Raw genomic sequence first — 18,255 nt, forward strand, 5'->3', positions numbered from 1 at the left:
GCTAAACGGCCTCAGTCCCATGGAATTCAGGACAAAGGCCGCCTAATTGGTTTTTCATTTTTTGTACTGTCTACTTGACGGGGTGCAGTTCACTTTTTTATGAATCAATTCTCCGCTTTCGCTCCGGCTCAGCTCGGCTGTTCGGACAATTGCGCCGGGGCCGGCTTATGCTTGAAGATCGGAACCAGGATGATTGCGCCGATCAGCATGATGATGCCGGACACCGCGTAGATGCCTACCAGCGGGAACAACGTTTTGAGTACGCCGGACAGCGACATCATGATGACCATCATGCCCATGAACATCGGGCTGAGCACGCCGTTCACGCGGCCCACGTAAGATTGCTCCGTCCACTGCAGGATCATTGTATTGATCCCGATCTGGATGCACGGGAACGTCAGCCCGTTCAGGAACTGCAACGCCAGGGTAAGCGGAACGCTTGTCGAATAGCCCATGCCCACGATGCAGACGGCGCTGATCGCCATCCCGAAGGCCAGCAGCACTTGCGGCGATACCTTCTTGGCGACGCTCATGATCAAGCCCCCGCCGATCAGCATGGCCACCCCGTTCACCGCCAGCAAAAATTGCAGGAACTCCTTCGTTTGCCCCAGGCGCTCCGTGACGACGAACAAGCCCAGCGTCTGGATGATCCCGACGGAGAAACCGGCGATCGCAAACGTCGCGCCGAGCACCTTCAGCACCGGGCTGCGCCACACATACCGGAATCCGTCGGCCAGCTCCTTGCGGATATTGGCGGTTTGCTCCCGCTTCTCCTCCTGCTCCTCGTCCGCCGGAAGCCGGAACAGTACCAGCGCGGAGATCAGGAAAGCGACGCCCATGACGCCGATCGAGATATAAATCCCGAATTGATGATAAGAGAAAATGCCCAGCGACGGCCCGATCACCATGAAAATGGCCACCAGCGATTGGAACAACGCCATCCCTTGCTGCACTTTTTCCGGATGGACATGCTGCTTGAACAGCTTCATGACCGACGGCTGCGAAAACTGCGACAAGATCGCCGAGATAAAGGTGGCGAAATAGACCGCCTCCCACGAACCGTACAACAGCGTCAAAAGCACGGCGAATACCGAGACGGCGGACAGGAAATCGCACCAGATCATCGTTCTCTTCGGCTTCCAACGGTCGGCGAACGCCCCGCCGATAAAGGAGAAGACGAAGATCGGGGCGAACTCCACCACCGAAATGAGCGAAATCGCCAGCGGATCGTTATTGGTCTGGTCCGTCACGAACATCAGGATGGCGAAGTTCCGGACCCAGATGCCGATTTGCAGAAACAGGTTGGAGATCAAAATCGTCTGATAAAACCGGTTCCGGAACAAACTCCCGGAAGCGGATGAAGCCTGCGTACCGTTTAACATTTAAGAAAACACCTCATTACTTTAGGACTCATTTTTTATTCATATTTGCCAGGATGGACTATAGATTATCCATGTTTTATGGAACTCTGTCAATTGTTTCTTAGGCTGCCGTTTCTCAGGACCCGGCCAGGGCAACTCACTTCGGCGACGCCGCCGGACCGGGTTCTTGCCGATCGCGCGCCGCCGCTGCTCCCGGTCCGTGGCCGAGCATTTTGGCGCTACCCATGAAGAATACCGTAATCAAGGCCAGCACGGCCGGAACGACCGTCCACCAAAACATGCCGGTGATCGATTTCGACAAATCGCTGACGATTCGCTCCAGTACGGGAGCCGGAATCGCCTTTCGCGCCTCGGAAGCAAGCAATGTCCGCGGATCGTCCAGGGAAGGCAGCCCCTCTGCCCCGCCGTCCATGCCCGCCAGCGATTCGGTCAACCGGTTCGCGAAAATATTCCGCTGAATGATCCCGAACACCGTGATCCCCACCGTCATGCCCAGCGAGCGGATGAAGGACATCGTCGCGCTGGCGGCTCCCCGCTGCTCCGGCCCGAAATCCTGGATGGCCGACATCCCCAGCACCGAGAAGGAGAAGCCGACGCCGAAGCCGGCGATGGCCATATAAATGGAGAGCACCGTTTTGGTCGTGTCCGGCGTGATCGTGGCCAGCAAAGCGATCCCCGCGATAAAAATGACCGCCGACAAGATCATCACATTGCGAAAGCTGGTTCGCTGAACAAGGAAGCCCCCCACTTGGGCCGCCACGACCGAGCTGAGCGTCATCGGCAGCAAAATCAAGCCCGAATTGGTCGCCGTTCCGCCGGTTACCCCCTGCACGAACAACGGGATATACACGGAGGCGGCGATGAACGCAGCCCCGTAAAACAACCCGGCCGCATTGCTGCTGGCAAACAGCCGTTTACGGAACATCCCGAAGGAGATGATCGGCTCCTCCGCCCGGCGTTCCGCCAGTAGAAAGGCCGCAAACAGGACGGCAAACGCGGCGAACAAACCGAGGATCACCGCGGAATCCCAAGCATACAGCTGTCCGCCCAGCTCTAACGCAAACATCAAGGCTACGATCGCGCTAATCAGGGTGATGGCGCCCCACCAGTCGATTTTTTGCTTGGCATGAACGGCCGACTCCCGGTAGAACGCGACGATAAAGAACAACGCGATCACGCCCAGCGGCAGATTGATATAGAAATTCCAGCGCCAATCCAGATGGTCGGTGATAAATGCGCCGAGCAGCGGGCCGGCCAAGCTGGAAATGCCGAACACGGCCCCGAACAAGCCGCCCATGGCCCCGCGTTTCTCCACCGGGAACACGTCGAAGACGATGGCAAAAGCGATCGGCATCAGCGCCCCGCCGCCGATTCCCTGAATCGCGCGATATACGCTAAGCTCGACGATCGTGTCGGCCGTGCCGCAAAGCACCGAACCCAAGAGAAACACGGCGATGCCGAACACGAAAAACCTCTTGCGCCCGTACATATCGGACAGCTTGCCGAAGATCGGCATCGCCGCCATTTCCGCGACCATATAGGCCGAGGTCACCCACACGTATTTATCCAAGCCGCCCAGCTCGGATACGATGGTCGCCATCGCCGTGGACACGATCGTGTTATCCATCGCGGCCATCAAAATGCCCAGCAAGAGGCCCGCTACTACAAAGCCTAACCGGCTTGTTCCCGCACGCATCATTCATTCCCCCAAACATTCAAGGCTTCGCTTACTTCGGCATACGGATCCTGATGGTAGTGGTTCTTGTATTCCACGAGGCGGATTCGGCAGCCGGGGCCGATCGCGACGTCGCCGCCGCGCACGATGTCGCAGACGGTATTCTCCAAACGAACGACATCGCCTTCGATCACGTCCGCCCGCAGCTCCGGCGTACCCCAAGTTTTAAACAACGACACCCATTTCCAGGTCGGATGCGGGGCGATGCGGATCTGTCCGCCGACGATTTCCGCGGCCCGGCTGCGCCCGAACATCCCCAGCTCCACCCGCTCGGCGTTGATCGTCCCTTCGGTTTGCACTGAGCCTTTCATGCGGAACTGCTCCGCCTGGCAGCCGCCGTTGACCGCGCAACTGCCGGTCAGGCTGATACGCTCCCCGACGATCCCGCCTCCGATGGTGATTTCGCCGCTGATACGGGTCTTTGCCGCATGCAAGCCTCCCCGAACGTCGAGATTGCCGGTCATGCGCAGCTCTCCGCTTTCCAGCGAACCGGCGACGGTGATGTTCCCCGTCGCTTTCAGCTCTTCTGCGCGAAGGCTGCCGTCCACCTCCAGCGTTCCCGTGCAGGTTACGCTTTGGCCGTCGACATTGCCGTTGATTTCGCCTTCGCCGACGATTTTGACCTTGTTAAATACCCCGCCGTTCGACGTCCCGTTGCCGACGATTTTCAAATCGGAACGTTGTTCTTCCATTACCTGTGCGGCCATTTGCGATCCTCCTTATCCTGTTTGCAGAAATTTATATTTGCTCCGCCCGACCCACGGAGGCCTGCGGCGATTGCTCGAAATACTCCTTGTATTCCACGCGTCCGATTTCGCAGCCGGGTCCGATCACGACCGATTTGCCGCGAACGACTTCGGCTTTCGTTCCTTCCAGATGAATGTCGTCCCCTTCGATCACGTCGGCCGTAAGCCGGGTGCCTCCAAGGGGAGACAGGAAGTCCAGCAGCCTCCTGCTTTTCTTCAGCCGGACGACAATCCGTTCGCCGCCGATTTCCTTGGCCCGGCTAGGTCCGTCCATGTCGATCTGCAGACGTCCCGCGTTCAGCATCCCGCCGACCTGGATTTGCCCATAGACCTCCGCCTCTTCGAACTCCGCGTCGCCCGCTAGCCGAAACGAGCCGTCCACCTTCGCTTTGTCTCCCGTCGACGAACCGCCGGACTTCAGCATGCCTCTGACGTGAAGCGAGGAAAAATGTACGTCCCCGCTCACCTTAAACATCCCATCCAGCTCCAATTGCCCTCCGCGCAGCGCCCCTTCCGAAGAGCCGGTGCCGTTCAAGCGGAATTCCTCCGTTACGGCGGTTCCGTTGATTTTGAGCGTCCCGTTGGCTTTCAGGACCGAACAGGTAATGTCCCCGTTCAGCGTGGCGATGCCCTCGGCTTGAATTTTTCCGTATAAGCCGCCCGATGCCTTCCCCACCCCGTTGATTCTCAAATCCTTCACGTTCCGCTCCATATTACCCCTCACTCCCTACTCACCAGTAATTTCAGTTCCTCCGTGCACCGCGCCAGCGATAGCCGGGCCACCGTTCTGACACCGCGATCGAGGTAAATCTCGGCATCGCCCGGAACCAGGATAAAGACGGCTACGCCCATTTTACGAGTCAAATGCACCCCGCACTCCCGGCCGGCCAGCGTTGGCAACCTTTCCTCCAGCGTCTGAACGAACAGCCGTCCTTCCTCGAGCGAAATATTCCCGCTTTGCAGCAGTTTGTCGAGGACATAAACGACCAGGATCTGCTCGAAGCGGAATTCCGGTATGCCGACCCCTGGCCCGGCACTTTCAATATATAAGTTCAATGCCATAGATGTAACAATGTTTCGTTCCAGTATGCCGCCTGCACTTAAGTTGATATCTCCCGGACTCGGCGAGAAGACGTCCGCCAAAGCATCCAGCGACAAATCGTCCTTCATGTTAAGAATCCGGTCGATGCGCTGCAGCATTTTCTCTCTGGGAAAAAACGTCTCTTGCCCGGTAAAGGAGGATTTGCGGATAAACCACTGTTCCGGGATCAGGTTTTTACGCTTCCAGCGGTATAGCTGTCCATACGATATGCCCGTCAGATCGAGCAGCTCCTTCTTGGATATCAATTCCTCACTCATCGTCATGCTCCTTTCTTGCCGAATTAACGTAACATAACATTGTTACGTTGTAAAGCGCGCATGAGCCATGAGCAGATTAAACCAAAGCTGTTACTATCTTAATGGACTTATCGGCAAGCTCCATCCGTCTCGGGGCGGATTCTTATTCCCGGCTTAGGGCCGAAATTGATTCTTGTGGCTGGCTATAGGGTTCGGGTCTTGGTGTCCCTGCACGCTACCTTTGCACCATTATCCCTTTCGTTCAGGGGGCAGGGGTTGAGGGCCAGGGTAGGAGATAAGAAAAAAGAGCTAAGGAAAAAAATAAGGTTCAGGTAACAGGTTGGGATTGATAAAGGAACGTATGTTTGGTAAAATGAAATAAAGCGAACGTATGTACGTAAATTCTTGATTCGGGGGGAATCGGACATGGAAGTCAATGCGGGTACGGATCTTCAACCCTTCAGCAGCCGTTATCACAGCGAGCAGGCTTGTATGGAGGCGCTGATCGCGATGAAGTGGCCGAATGGCTTTGTCTGCCCACGCTGTGCTCACACCCGGTGCAGCCGTCTGACCTCCCGGCGTATCCCCTTGTTCGAATGCAGAAGGTGCGCGCATCAAACGTCGCCTTTAGCTGGCACGATTTTTGAACGGACTCATCTGCCTCTGTTGAAGTGGTTCCGGGCGCTAGAGTTGTTCTTGCTTCCCGATGGCATCTCGGCGCTGCGGCTGAGCCAGGTGATCCGGGTTACCTACAAGACCGCCTGGTTAATGCTGCACAAAATACGCCATGCCGTCGGGGAGTTTGATGCCCGGGAGCTGCTCTGCGGAGACGTGAAGGTGAACAGCGATCTGTATGGGTGTAACCCCTCCCGGTATCAGTTTCCGCATCCGTATGCCTCGGCAGTCGTAGCTGGATGCACGGTCATGGAGTCGGGCGAGCCGGAGCGGGTCAAAATCCGCCTGGTGCCGCATAAGAGGGGAGACGGAACAAGGGCGAACCGTCATGAACTCGCCGCGTTCATTAGCGGGCATGTGGATGTCCGTACGTCGGCGGTGCAGTTGTTCCGGCTAGCCTTTCGGCTGTATTTGCCCTTGCGGAAAGTGGTGAGAGAAGCGTGGGCATCGCTGACGAGTACGTATGTAGCCATGGGACTGAAGCATCTGCAGGCGTACCTGAACGAATACACCGTGCGCCGACGGCTGCACCTGCCCGGAGCGGAAGAAACGATGCGGCAGACGTTGCTGCATATGGGTGTGGCGATTCCGGCGATTACCTATCGACGGCTGATCGCGCGCCAGCCGAATCATCCTTTTGCGGCTGCGGCCTGATCGAGGCGCTTGAACGGTGGGGATTTAACTTGATATGGATCGACTTGATCGGTGTGGTTTAACATGAACGGGTAGGTTAGCATGAACGGTGCGATCGAAAGAATTCAGGGTTCAGGCTGCAGCGAGGATCACTGCCTTTTCATTTTTCTCGGTGCCTTATCCATCCTCTCGTCCGGTCTGCTTCACTTCTCCTAAACCTGCTTCCTTCCCCTAAGCCCTAAGCCCATCTGATGATCTCGAACCTATTTGTTTCTCGACAACATATTTTCTCCTCCCGAGCTTGTCTGTTTCTCTACCACCTGATCAAACGGGATAATCGTGCAAAGCGTCCGGATAGAAGGTGTTGATCTGCCGCCCAACCCACCGGCTTCCCTGTCCTTAAGCTTTCAACGCCCTTCCGCGGATTGCACCGCTAGCTCCATGCACTCCCTTCGAAATTTTATATATTCTCTAATCTTAAAAAGCCCCCTTCGCCAATAATGGCTCAGGGGGCTATCCTTTTAAAACCGCTCTTCTTACAGCTTAAACCGGTCGATTTGGGCATGCATATCCGTAGCCATACGCGCCAAGCCTTCGGAGGCTGAGGAGATTTCTTCCATGGAGGCCAGCTGCTCCTCCGTTGCGGCCGTGACGCCCTGGAGGCTCTCCATGCTCTTGGACGAAGTAACGGCGATCTGATCGACGGAGCGGGCGATCTCGTCGGCGCTGGCTGACATCTGTTCGGTAATAGCGGACACCTCATGGATTTGTTCCGAAATCCGCTGCGTGGAACGTTCGATCGCCTGGAAGGCGGTTTGCGCCTCTTCGGTTACAGACATTCCCCGCTCTACGTTGGCATTCACTTTCTGATTCATCATGTGATAAGCCTTGCCGGTCAACTCGGTCATCTGCCCGATGTGCTGCTGAATCATTTCCGCCGTGGCCCGCGACTGCTCCGCCAGCTTCCGCACCTCGCCGGCAACGACCGAGAAGCCGCGACCCTCCTCGCCGGCCCGCGCCGCCTCAATGGCCGCGTTCAACGCCAGCAGGTTGGTTTGATTGGCAATGTCCGAAATCGCGTTGCTCATGCCGGCAACCTGTTCACTGAGCTCATTCATCTGCTGCATCAATTCAGCCGACTCGCTGGTCGACCGGCGGATTTCCTCCATCTGCAATCCGACCTGGTTGACCTTCTCGCTCCCCTCCCGGACATCCCCCACCGTCTGCATGGACGACTCGACGATCGTACCGGACGCTTCGGCGATCTTGCGGATGCCCATGGACATTTCGTCCATCGTTTTGGCGCTTTCCGTCGACGCGGCCGCCTGGCCCTCCGCATCGTTCGACGCCTCCTGAACGAGCTCCACAACATATTCGACGGCTTTGGAGTTTTGCTCCGTTCCGGCGGTCAGCTCTTCGCTGGAAGCCGCCAGCTGGCTGGCCGTTTCGGCCATTTCCTGCACCATCGTCCGCAAGGAAGCCAGCATGCCGTTGTAATTCGAGGCCAGTTGGCCGATTTCATCCTTCCGTTTCACGACGACGTCCTCATTCAAATAACCTTCACTGACCCGTTTGGCCGATTGATTCAGCCGTTCGATCGGTCGCGTCATGCTGCGGATCACGAAAAACAGCAGGATGCCGGCAACCACCAGGGAGACGCCCAAAACGATCAGGGCCGTCCAGAAAATCGGCAAGGAAGCATCGCTGAATTCCTGGACGTTCAGCACGCCGACGACCTTAAAGCCGGTCAGCTTGTTCGTTGTAAAAAATGTACTCTGCGTAGCGCCGCTTACCGGATTTTCGTACTCCAGAAACCCCGACTCGGTACCCTGAATTTGCGCAAGTTGGCTGCCCGTCGCCTCTTCTCCAACGGCAATCGTCGGGTGGGACACGAACTTATTGGTCCGGTCGAGCAAATAAATGTACCCATTTTTCCCAAGATGTATATTTTTTACCTTATCATTGAGGGTGGCCAAATCCAAAGAGACCGTGATCGCCCCTTGCCCGTCTTTCAGCGCCCGGCTGATAAACAAATTGTAGTTGCCGGTCGTCGCCGATTTAAATGGGTCGACGATGACCGTCTCTTCGGGGCTCTTCATGGCAGCCTTGTACCAGTCCCGTTCGCGGGGATCATAGTCCTGCTTGCCCGGATCGGGCGCCTTCATCCATGCCCCGCTGTTGTTGCCTACCGTTAAAATCTCCAATTCCGGATGTTTCTCCATATACAAATCGATCAATTTTCGCAGTTCCGGCGATTTGGCGTCAATTTGCGCCGATTCGATTTGCATGACCAACTGCTCGACGTTGCGCGTTTCCGCTTCTACGATATTCGTTAGCGAATCATTCAACAGGTTCACGTTCGATCTCGTGCTATCGTCCATTTTGGAGCGAAGCTGTCCGCTTGCGCTGGTATAGCTGAAATAAGCGATAAGCAAATTCGGAATGATCAGCATGACGGCAAAAATCAAAAGCATCCGGTTGCGCAGCGTTCGAATCTCCAGCAAACGTCCAAGGCGGGCAAAAAAAGTTTTCATAATCCTCTCTCCTTTGTGCATTACGAGTGATGTTGCATAAACTGTCCGTCATTCAACCACTCAGCGCAATCGCCGTCCTCTCAAAAATCAATCTCGAAAATGCCGACTTATTCATGATGACAAGGAATGATATAACTATATTTCGACATTTTGCGACCAATTCTTAATAATTTTCTGAAAATATTATGAAATAGTAACAAACAACTACGTTATTTTGAACGTTGCCGTTTGGGGCCCCGCACAATCGCGGTAAAGTCATCGAAAGGCAGAAAAACAGCCGTTCGTCGGATGACGAACGGCTGTTTCGATCGGCAGCGGCGGCCCTTGCGGGCTCGCCGTTCCTATTTGCTTTTGTTCGCGTATTCCTGCGTCCACTCGCGGCCTGTTTCCAGCTTCCGCTCCGCGCGTTCGATCGCCGCGGCCACCTGAGCGGTGGCCGTTCCGCCGTATACATCCCGGGCGTTGACCACGCTCTCCGGCTGCAGCACTTGATAGATGCTGTCGTCAAACAGCGGCGAAAACTGCTTGAACTCCTCCAACGTCAGATCGAGCAAATACTTGCCGTTCTGGATGCAGTACAACACCGTTTTGCCGATGACCTCGTGCGCCTGGCGGAAAGGCAGGCCTTTGTTCGCCAGGAAGTCGGCGATATCGGTCGCGTTGGAGAAGTCCTGATTCACCGCTTCGCGCATCCGCTCCTTGTTCACCTTCATCGTGGCGACCATCGGAGCGAACAGCTGCAGTGCTCCCTGCAGCGTAGCGACCGTGTCGAACATGCCTTCCTTGTCCTCCTGCATATCCTTGTTGTACGCCAGCGGCAGCGACTTCAGCACGGTCAGCAAGCCCATCAAGTTCCCGTATACACGTCCCGTTTTGCCGCGGACCAGCTCCGGCACGTCGGGATTTTTCTTCTGCGGCATGATGCTGCTACCCGTGCAAAAGGCGTCGTCCAGCTCGACGAAGCGGAATTCCGTGCTGCTCCACAACACCAGCTCTTCGCTGAGGCGCGAGAGGTGCATCATCAGGATGGAGGCGTCGGCCAGAAACTCCAGGATAAAATCGCGGTCGCTGACCGCGTCGAGGCTGTTCTCGTACACGCCGTCAAAATGCAGCTGCGCGGCCACGAAATGGCGGTCGATCGGGAACGTCGTCCCCGCCAAGGCACCCGCGCCCAGCGGCAGCACATTGATACGCTTGTAGCTGTCCTGCAGGCGCTCGATGTCGCGCTGGAACATCGACACGTACGCCAGCAGATGATGGGCGAACAAAATCGGCTGCGCCCGCTGCAGATGCGTGTAGCCCGGCACGATCGTGTCCAGATTGGCTTTGGCTTGTCCGAGCAGGGCGTCCTGCAGCTCCTGCAGCAGTCCGACGAACTCCACGACCCGCTTGCGCAGGTACAGGTGCATATCCGTCGCGACCTGGTCGTTGCGGCTGCGCCCGGTATGCAGTTTCCCGCCGACCGTGCCGACCTCGTCGATCAGCTGCTTCTCGATGTTCATATGGATGTCTTCATCCGACACGGAGTACTCCAGTTCGCCGCGGCGGATTTTATGCAGGACGGCATGCAAGCCTTCCTTGATTTTCTCGACGTCCTCCTCCGGAAGGATGCCGCACTGGCCCAGCATCGTCACATGCGCCAGACTCCCCTGCACATCCTCCTCCGCCAGCGCCTTATCGAAACCGATCGAAGCGGTATATTCCTCTACTAAACGGTTGGTCTGCTTCGTAAAGCGGCCACCCCACAGCTTGCTCACCTGACCCACTCCTTAAACTGAAAACTAACCTTATAATAAAATTGTACTCTATTTCCGAATACCTGTAAAAATACAGTTTTTTTCGCTTTTAGAACAAAATTATGCCAAAAACCTGGCCCTTGACGACCCACCCGCTCTGCGGACCTAATTGCCGCTGTTCTGCGCGACGCCGGTGCCTACCTTAAGCCGCAGCGCGTTCAAATGGATGAAGCCCGTCGCGTCGCCTTGGTCGTACGCCTGCGACGGATCGGCCTCCATCGTGGCGATGTCCGGGTTGTACAGGCTGACCGGGCTCTTGACGCCGGCGGCGATGATGTTGCCTTTGTACAACTTCACGCGCACCGTGCCCGTCACGTTCTTCTGGCTTTCCGTAACCAGCGCTTGCAGCGCCAGGCGCTCCGGCGCAAACCAGAAGCCGTTGTACACGAGCGTGCTGTAGCGGGTAATCAGGCTGTCGCGCAGGTTCATGACCTCGCGGTCCATCGTTAAGGATTCCATTTTGCGGTGAGCCGTGAACAAGATCGTCCCGCCCGGCGTTTCATACACCCCGCGGCTCTTCATGCCGACGAAGCGGTTTTCCACCATATCGACGCGGCCGATGCCGTGTTTGCCGCCGAGCTCGTTCAGCTTCTCCATGACGCGGAGCGAGTCCAAACGCTCGCCGTTCAGCGCTACGCAATTGCCCTGTTCGAACTCCAACTCCAAATACTCCGGCTGATCCGGGGCATCCTCCGGCGATGCGCTCAGCAGGAACATGTCTTTGTTCTCCGGCGCGGACGCGTCGAACCACGGATCCTCCAGCATGCCGCTTTCGTAGCTGATGTGCAGCAGGTTGCGGTCCATCGAATACGGCTTTGCGGCCGAAGCCGTGACCGGAATACCGTTCGCTTCCGCGTACGCGATCATTTCGGCGCGGCCCGGGAAGCGGTCGCGGAATTCGCTCAGCCGCCAAGGCGCGATCACGCTGATCTCCGGCGCCAGCGCCGCCGCGGCAAGCTCGAAGCGCACCTGGTCGTTGCCTTTGCCGGTCGCGCCATGGGCGATGGCCGTTGCGCCTTCCGCGCGGGCGATATCGACCATCCGCTTCGCGATCAGCGGGCGGGCGATGCTCGTACCGAGCAGATACTGCCCTTCATACAAGGCGCCCGATTGGAACATCGGGTAAATGAAATCCTTGGCGAATTCGTCGCGCAGATCATCGATGTACACCTTGGACGCCCCGGTCGCCAGCGCCTTCGCTTCAAGGCCGTCCAGCTCTTCCTTCTGCCCGATGTCGGCCGTGAACGCGATGATTTCGGCATCGTACGTTTCTTTTAACCACTTCAGTATGACGGACGTATCCAATCCCCCGGAGTACGCCAGTACGATTTTATCTTTTGCCATGATTGTAGTCCTCCTCCAAAATTATCCCAGCAAAGCCGCCATCAGCGCTTTTTGGGCATGCAGCCGGTTCTCCGCCTGATCGAAAATAATCGAATGCTCACCGTCGATCACGCCTTCGCTGACTTCCTCGCCCCGGTGGGCCGGCAGGCAATGCAAGAAGACATAATCCGGCTTGGCGTGCTGCGCCAGCTCCTCGTCGACCTGATAATCCTTGAAGGCCGCCTCGCGCGCCTTCTGTTCGGCCTCGAAGCCCATGCTGGCCCAGACGTCGGTGTAAATGGCGTCGGCCTCCTGCACGGCCGCTTTCGGCTCGCGGACCACCTCGATTCGCACGCCCGTCGCTTTGGCGATTTCCTGCGCTTCCGCCACGATTTGCGGATCCGGTTCATAGCCCTCGGGGCTGGCGACCGATACGTGCACGCCCAGCTTCGCTCCGCCGAGCATCAACGAGTGGGCCATGTTGTTGCCGTCGCCGACGTAAGCCAGCTTCAGCCCTTGCAGCTTGCCTTTGTGCTCGTAAAGCGTCTGGTAATCGGCCAATACCTGGCATGGATGCGCCTGATCGCTTAATCCGTTGATGACCGGGATGCTGGCATAACGGGCCAGATCCACGACCTTGTCGTGGCCGAAGGTCCGGATCATGATGCCGTCCAGGTAACGCGACATGACGCCCGCCGTATCGGCGATCGTCTCGCCGCGTCCGAGCTGGATGTCGTTTTTGCTAAGAAACAAGGCATGGCCGCCCAACTGATACGTTCCCACTTCAAAAGAAACCCGCGTCCGCGTCGACGATTTTTCGAAAATCAGCCCTACGGTTTTGCCTTTCAGCGGCTGGTATACCTCGTCGTTCTTCTGCTTGCGCTTCAGCTCGATGGCCAGATCGATCAGGTAATGGATCTCTTCGGTCGTATAATCGGTTAATTCGAGAAAATCGCGGCCGCTCAAGTTAATGCCGCTGCGTTTCGTCTGTTCGAGCAAACTCATGTGTTTAGTCCCCCTCCTTGGCGGTATAAGCGGCGACGACTTCCGCGAGCATGGCCACGGCCTGATCGATTTCGTCCTTCGTTACTCTCAGGTTCGGCAGCAGCCGGATGACGTTCGGTCCGGCGGTCACGAACAGCAGGCCGCGCTGCTGTCCCAGAGTGACGATCTCGCTCACCGGACCGACGCATTCGATGCCGGTCAGCAGCCCTTTGCCGCGCGCTTCCTTGACGAACGGTTCGTCTTTGAACGCCTCCTGCAGCCGGTCGACCAGGTAACGGCCCATTTCCTCCACATGCTCGGGGATGCGTTCCTCCTCCATCGTTTCCAGCGTGGCAAGGATCGCCGTCGCAACGACCGGGTTGCCGCCAAACGTGGAGGCATGGCTGCCAGGCGTAAACGCCTCGCGCAAATATTCCTTGGCAAGCATGGCGCCCGCCGGCAAGCCGCTGGCAATTCCTTTGGCCGAAGTGAAAATGTCCGGCTCGATGCCATAATGCTGGTGCGCAAACCATTTGCCCGTGCGGCCCATCCCAGTCTGCACCTCGTCGATGATCAGGAGCAGCCCCTGCTCCTTGCAGAGCGCGGACACCTCCTGCACGAAAGCCGGCTCTACCGGGTGGACGCCGCCTTCGGCCAGGACCATCTCCAGCATCACCGCCGCCGTCTGCGGTCCGATCGCGGCCTTCAAAGCGCCGATATCGTGCAGCGGCACGGTTTGGAAGCCCTCCGGCAGCGGAAGGTACCCGTCCTTGACCTTCTGCTGCCCGGTTGCGGTCAACGTAGCCAGCGTACGTCCGTGGAACGATTGCTCAAACGTGATGATCTCGTAGCTGCCGGTCCCTTTCACCTTCTGATGGTAACGGCGGGCCAGCTTGATCGCCGCTTCGTTCGCTTCGGCGCCGCTGTTGCAGAAGAAGACCACATCGGCGCAGCTGATCTCCGTCAGCTTCCGCGCCGCCGTCTCCTGCTGCGGAATATGGAACAGGTTGGAGACATGCCACAGCTCGTCGAGTTGGGCCTTCACCTTGGCCGCGACCTTCTCCGGCGCATGTCCCAAATTGGCCACCGCCAGTCCGCTCATGAAGTCCAAGTAACGGTTGCCCTTGTCGTCCCACAGCCAGCTGCCTTTACCTTTGACCAGATGAATCGGATACCGGGCGTAGCTCGGAAACAGGGCGCCCGAGCTGCCCGCTTGAGGCGCGGAGGCGGTCCCTGCGCCGGTTGCCGAACTCGGTTGTGCTTCTTTCACATCGCTTTGTGCCATCGTTTAATCCACTCCCATCGCTTAAGATGACTTTTTGAACGACCTCTAATCAACTATAGCCGATTTGCAAAACCCGGGGCTACTGCATGCGCACGATTTTGGTGCCGATGCGTTCGCCGGACAACACCTTGCCCAGCACGCCGGGCTCGCTCCCGTCGACGATCACGACTTCCTTCACCTTGCCGCTGATGCAGGCCACCGCGGCGCGAACCTTCGGAATCATGCCGCCGTAGATTTCCCCGGTCATGATCATGTCTTCGATCTGTTGAACGGTGATCGATTCGAGCACCTTTTTCTCGCCGCCTGCCGTCTTTAGAATCCCCGGCACGTCGGTCACGACGATCATCCGCGATACGCCCAGCTCCGAAGCTACGGCGCCTGCGGCGGTATCCGCGTTGATATTATAGCGCTGGCCGTCTTCGCCGATCCCCACGGGGGCGATCACCGGCATATAACCGAGTTTGAGCACGCCGCCGATCAATTCCGCGTTCACGCCGGTCACGTCGCCGACGAGGCCAACCTCCTTGCTGTTCGCGACCGGTTTGGCCTGCAGCAGCCCGCCGTCCACACCGGATAACCCCAGCGCTTTACCGCCGGATTGGCCGATGCGGCGAACGATCGTCTTGTTGATGCTGCCGGCCAGCACCATTTCCACGACGTCCAGGACGTCCTCCGTCGTATAGCGCAGGCCGCCGACGAATTTGCTTTCGATCCCCAGCTTGCCGAGATTGTCCGAGATGGCCGGCCCGCCGCCGTGCACGATGACCGGTTCCGCACCGTCCCGCTGCAGCTTGACGAGATCGCCGAAAAAAGAATCCGGCAGCTCCGCGAGCGTGCTGCCGCCACATTTCATCACAAACATTGCTTCCCTGGCTCCTTTCCGATTCTCTGTTGGATTGCTCCTGAGATCATATGACATGCGAGATGGCAGATCCGATTATGCTGATCCGAGTATATGGAGGCTAACGCAACGGACCTGAACAGCCTTATTTGCCTGAAAAGACGCCGAATGAATTTCTAACGGACCGCAGAGCCGTTATTTGCTCGAAAAAGACCGGATCCGGACACATCAGAGCCGAATAAGGTCTGTGGTGTCCGTTAGATATTGAAAACCGTTGATTTCGCCAAAATAGCGGCACTGGAGTCCGTTAACCCTGGCGTCACGGTTCCACCTACCTATACGCGTTAATTTTGAACCGTTTCGCTAGTATCGCGAAACGCTATCGATCTACCTTCTCTTGCTTATATCTTCAATGTTGACCCTATCGAACGGCCTCTTATGTGCGGTATGCCGCATTGATGCGGACATAGTCATAGGTCAAGTCGCAGCCCCAGGCCGTCGCTTCGCCCGGGCCGTGATGCAGGTCGACGGAGATGGTCACGTTATCGCCTTGCAAATAGGCAAGCGCTTCGTCCTCGTCGAAAGGAATCGGGCGCGAGCCCGACAGGACGACGATGCCTCCCAGCTTGATGTCGACCGTCTCCGGGTTGACCGGCTCGCCGGCGCGGCCGACCGCGGCGATGATGCGGCCCCAGTTCGCGTCGGCCCCAAACACCGCCGACTTGACCAGGCTCGAGCCGACGATCGTTTTCGCGATCGCGCGGGCGGAGTTGTCGGTCACGGCCCCGGTGACCGTCACTTCGACGAGGCGCGTCGCGCCTTCGCCGTCGCGGGCGATCGCCTGCGCCAGCGCCCCACACACGTGCCGGAACGCCGCGGCAAACGCGTCCCAATCGGCGTGGCCGGCCGTCAGCTCCCGGTTGCCGGCCAGTCCGCTGGCCATCGCCAGCAGCATGTCGTTCGTGCTGGTATCGCCGTCGACGGTGATCATGTTAAACGTCACGTCGGTGGTTTGACCGAGCAGGGTTTGCAAGGCCTGCGGCTCGACGGCGGCATCGGTCGTGACGAACGCAAGCATCGTGGCCATGTTCGGATGGATCATGCCGGAGCCTTTGGCGGCCCCGGCGATCGTCACCTCGCGGCCATCTACGGCCAGCTTCACGCATACCTCTTTTTTCACGAGGTCGGTGGTCAGGATCGCCTGGCAGAATTGCTCGGCGCCTTCGCCGCTCTCGGCCAGGGCCGCCGGCAGCCCGGCGATGCCGGCGTGGACGCGATCCATCGGCATCAGCTCGCCGATGACGCCGGTCGAGGCCACGGCCACTTCGTGATCGCCGAGCCCAAACGCAGCTGCCGCCGCGCCGCGCATGGCGTACGCGTCGGTTTCGCCCTGCGCTCCGGTGCAGGCGTTGGCGTTGCCGCTGTTCACGACGACGGCGCGCAGCCGCCGCCCCCCGGACGCGATGCTCTCGCGCGTCACTTTCAGCGGGGCGGCCTGGAACGCGTTCGTCGTGTATACGGCCGCGGCCACCGCCGGCACCTCGCAAACAATCGCACCGAGATCGTTGCGCGTCGTCTTCTTCAACCCGCAGTGCAATCCGCCGGCCCGAAATCCCTTAGGCGAGGTGATGCTCCCCTCCGGCGCTACACTGAATAAACTAACCACTCCCATGACGTTCTCCTTTCAATGCCCATGTAAAAATACTTAGGTTTGCCTGATTAACGGGTGCCTTAAGGATAAACCGGGGCCAATCGCAAGCCGGTCGTTTCTTCCCAGCCCATCATCAGATTCAAATTCTGAATCGCTTGCCCAGCCGCGCCTTTGACCACGTTGTCGACGACGGAAATGATCGTAAGCCGCCCTGTGCGCGCGTCCGCCGCAAAGCCGATATCGCAATAATTGGAACCGAACACTTCTTTGGTGGCCGGCCATTTGCCGTTATCCCGAATGCGCACGAAGGGTCGGCCTTCATAATACTGACGGTACAGCTGGATCAAATCCTCTTCCGTATATGCGCCTTTGAGGCCGGCGTACATCGTGCTCATGATTCCCCGCGTCATCGGTACCAAATGCGTCGTAAACGTCACCGTTACCGGCTCGCCGGCAATCCGCGACAGCATTTGTTCGATTTCGGGAATATGCTGATGTTTATTGACTTTATAAGCTTTCAGATTTTCGTTGATCTCCGCGTAATGCGTCGTCAGGCTGGTTCCCCGCCCTGCGCCGGACACGCCCGATTTGGCGTCGATAATGATGCTGGCCGGGTCGATCCAGCCCGCGCTCAGCGCCGGGATCAGCCCCAACAGCGTGGCCGTCGGGTAACATCCCGGGTTCGAGACGAACTCCGCTCCCTTGACCTCGTCCCCGTTGATTTCCGCCAAGCCGTAAACCGCCTGCTCCAGCAGCGCGGCTTCCGGCGCCTCATGTTTATACCAAGCTTCGTATACTTTGCCGTCCTTGATGCGAAAATCGCCGGAAAGGTCGATGACCTTCAAACCGGCCTCCACTAGCTGCGGCACCAGCTTGCCGCTAACGCCCGAAGGCGTCGCCGTAAACACGACCTCGGCTTTGGCCGCGATCTCCTGCGGATTCACGCCGTCCAACGGCTGCACGATGATCTCCGACAAATGCGGGAATCCGTCCGTCAACAGCTTGCCGGCGCTCGATGCCGAGATGACCGAAACGATCTCGACCCCCGGGTGCCCCCATAAAAAACGAATCAGCTCCACGCCTCCGTACCCCGTGGAACCGACGATGGCTACCTTTATTTTCTCCCCGTTCAATTTGCCTAACCTCGCTTTCTCTCCCGCTGTTTGAACTTTATGAATCGCCCGACATGGATATTCCGTAGTAAATATGTATTATTATACGGCTGAACTTATATAAATACAACCGTTTGGAAAGAATAAATTAACTTGGGATGTTAGGAGCATCGGAGGAAAGAACCTGTTCCGCCTCACGGCGAAAATGAATAAGGATCTC

14 protein-coding genes are annotated in these 18,255 nt (G+C 57.7%); 1 reads left to right on the forward strand and 13 read right to left on the reverse strand.

The genetic code is table 11. The features are described 5' to 3' along the window. Nucleotides 1-128: 128 nt before the first annotated feature. The 5 genes from ACQ4N8_RS20875 to ACQ4N8_RS20895 all read right to left on the reverse strand — a co-directional run bounded on the left by ACQ4N8_RS20875 (nt 129) and on the right by ACQ4N8_RS20895 (nt 5,222). On the reverse strand, nt 129-1,382 hold the full coding sequence (locus ACQ4N8_RS20875; protein ID WP_430706279.1) for an MFS transporter: 1,254 nt from the start codon (nt 1,380-1,382) through the stop codon (nt 129-131). 136 nt (nt 1,383-1,518) lie between these two features. Beyond that, nucleotides 1,519-3,078, reverse strand: a complete 1,560-nt coding sequence (locus ACQ4N8_RS20880) for an MDR family MFS transporter (RefSeq protein WP_430706280.1) — start codon at nt 3,076-3,078, stop codon at nt 1,519-1,521. Next, entirely contained in the window at nt 3,078-3,824 is a 747-nt protein-coding gene (locus tag ACQ4N8_RS20885) for a hypothetical protein (RefSeq protein WP_430706281.1), read from the reverse strand. The genes ACQ4N8_RS20880 and ACQ4N8_RS20885 overlap by 1 nt, the downstream gene beginning before the upstream one ends. Nucleotides 3,825-3,855: 31 nt before the next feature. Next, nucleotides 3,856-4,575 (reverse strand): hypothetical protein, encoded by a 720-nt coding sequence (locus ACQ4N8_RS20890; RefSeq protein ID WP_430706282.1) that lies wholly within the window; start codon nt 4,573-4,575, stop codon nt 3,856-3,858. An 8-nt stretch (nt 4,576-4,583) separates the two neighbouring features. Continuing rightward, entirely contained in the window at nt 4,584-5,222 is a 639-nt protein-coding gene (locus ACQ4N8_RS20895; RefSeq protein ID WP_430706283.1) for a YhbD family protein, read from the reverse strand. A gap of 405 nt (nt 5,223-5,627) precedes the next feature. Between ACQ4N8_RS20895 and ACQ4N8_RS20900 the strand changes: the two genes are divergently transcribed. Further along, nucleotides 5,628-6,530, forward strand: a complete 903-nt coding sequence (locus ACQ4N8_RS20900; RefSeq protein ID WP_430706284.1) for a transposase — start codon at nt 5,628-5,630, stop codon at nt 6,528-6,530. Nucleotides 6,531-7,045: 515 nt separating this feature from the next. Here the strand turns inward: ACQ4N8_RS20900 and ACQ4N8_RS20905 are convergent. The 8 genes from ACQ4N8_RS20905 to argC all read right to left on the reverse strand — a co-directional run bounded on the left by ACQ4N8_RS20905 (nt 7,046) and on the right by argC (nt 18,056). Next, nucleotides 7,046-9,043, reverse strand: coding sequence for a methyl-accepting chemotaxis protein (locus tag ACQ4N8_RS20905; protein WP_430706285.1), 1,998 nt, complete (start codon nt 9,041-9,043; stop codon nt 7,046-7,048). Between the two features lie 341 nt (nt 9,044-9,384). Continuing rightward, entirely contained in the window at nt 9,385-10,800 is a 1,416-nt protein-coding gene (argH, locus tag ACQ4N8_RS20910) for an argininosuccinate lyase (protein ID WP_430706286.1), read from the reverse strand. Nucleotides 10,801-10,944: 144 nt separating this feature from the next. Continuing rightward, entirely contained in the window at nt 10,945-12,183 is a 1,239-nt protein-coding gene (locus ACQ4N8_RS20915) for an argininosuccinate synthase (RefSeq protein ID WP_430706287.1), read from the reverse strand. A 21-nt stretch (nt 12,184-12,204) separates the two neighbouring features. Further along, nucleotides 12,205-13,167: an ornithine carbamoyltransferase gene (gene argF / locus ACQ4N8_RS20920; protein ID WP_430706288.1), complete on the reverse strand. Its 963-nt coding sequence runs from the start codon at nt 13,165-13,167 to the stop codon at nt 12,205-12,207. 4 nt (nt 13,168-13,171) lie between these two features. After that, on the reverse strand, nt 13,172-14,431 hold the full coding sequence (locus ACQ4N8_RS20925; RefSeq protein WP_430706289.1) for an acetylornithine transaminase: 1,260 nt from the start codon (nt 14,429-14,431) through the stop codon (nt 13,172-13,174). Nucleotides 14,432-14,510: 79 nt separating this feature from the next. Further along, nucleotides 14,511-15,293: an acetylglutamate kinase gene (argB, locus tag ACQ4N8_RS20930; RefSeq protein ID WP_430706290.1), complete on the reverse strand. Its 783-nt coding sequence runs from the start codon at nt 15,291-15,293 to the stop codon at nt 14,511-14,513. A gap of 415 nt (nt 15,294-15,708) precedes the next feature. Then, nucleotides 15,709-16,944 carry a bifunctional glutamate N-acetyltransferase/amino-acid acetyltransferase ArgJ gene (gene argJ, locus ACQ4N8_RS20935; RefSeq protein WP_430706291.1) on the reverse strand — a complete coding sequence of 412 codons (1,236 nt, stop codon included), beginning with the start codon at nt 16,942-16,944 and terminating at the stop codon, nt 15,709-15,711. Between the two features lie 59 nt (nt 16,945-17,003). Next, nucleotides 17,004-18,056: an N-acetyl-gamma-glutamyl-phosphate reductase gene (gene argC / locus ACQ4N8_RS20940; RefSeq protein WP_430706292.1), complete on the reverse strand. Its 1,053-nt coding sequence runs from the start codon at nt 18,054-18,056 to the stop codon at nt 17,004-17,006. Nucleotides 18,057-18,255 lie beyond the last annotated feature (199 nt).

The organism is Paenibacillus macerans (assembly GCF_050565405.1).
In the GTDB taxonomy this organism is placed as follows: domain Bacteria; phylum Bacillota; class Bacilli; order Paenibacillales; family Paenibacillaceae; genus Fontibacillus; species Fontibacillus macerans_B.

Coding starts and splice junctions, on each gene's coding strand:
- ACQ4N8_RS20875 (WP_430706279.1), bottom strand. CDS start 1,382: ATGTTAAACGGTACGCAGGCTTCATCCGCTTCCGGGAGTTTGTTCCGG.
- ACQ4N8_RS20880 (WP_430706280.1), bottom strand. CDS start 3,078: ATGCGTGCGGGAACAAGCCGGTTAGGCTTTGTAGTAGCGGGCCTCTTG.
- ACQ4N8_RS20885 (WP_430706281.1), bottom strand. CDS start 3,824: ATGGCCGCACAGGTAATGGAAGAACAACGTTCCGATTTGAAAATCGTC.
- ACQ4N8_RS20890 (WP_430706282.1), bottom strand. CDS start 4,575: ATGGAGCGGAACGTGAAGGATTTGAGAATCAACGGGGTGGGGAAGGCA.
- ACQ4N8_RS20895 (WP_430706283.1), bottom strand. CDS start 5,222: ATGAGTGAGGAATTGATATCCAAGAAGGAGCTGCTCGATCTGACGGGC.
- ACQ4N8_RS20900 (WP_430706284.1), top strand. CDS start 5,628: ATGGAAGTCAATGCGGGTACGGATCTTCAACCCTTCAGCAGCCGTTAT.
- ACQ4N8_RS20905 (WP_430706285.1), bottom strand. CDS start 9,043: ATGAAAACTTTTTTTGCCCGCCTTGGACGTTTGCTGGAGATTCGAACG.
- ACQ4N8_RS20915 (WP_430706287.1), bottom strand. CDS start 12,183: ATGGCAAAAGATAAAATCGTACTGGCGTACTCCGGGGGATTGGATACG.
- argF (WP_430706288.1), bottom strand. CDS start 13,167: ATGAGTTTGCTCGAACAGACGAAACGCAGCGGCATTAACTTGAGCGGC.
- ACQ4N8_RS20925 (WP_430706289.1), bottom strand. CDS start 14,431: ATGGCACAAAGCGATGTGAAAGAAGCACAACCGAGTTCGGCAACCGGC.
- argB (WP_430706290.1), bottom strand. CDS start 15,293: ATGTTTGTGATGAAATGTGGCGGCAGCACGCTCGCGGAGCTGCCGGAT.
- argJ (WP_430706291.1), bottom strand. CDS start 16,944: ATGGGAGTGGTTAGTTTATTCAGTGTAGCGCCGGAGGGGAGCATCACC.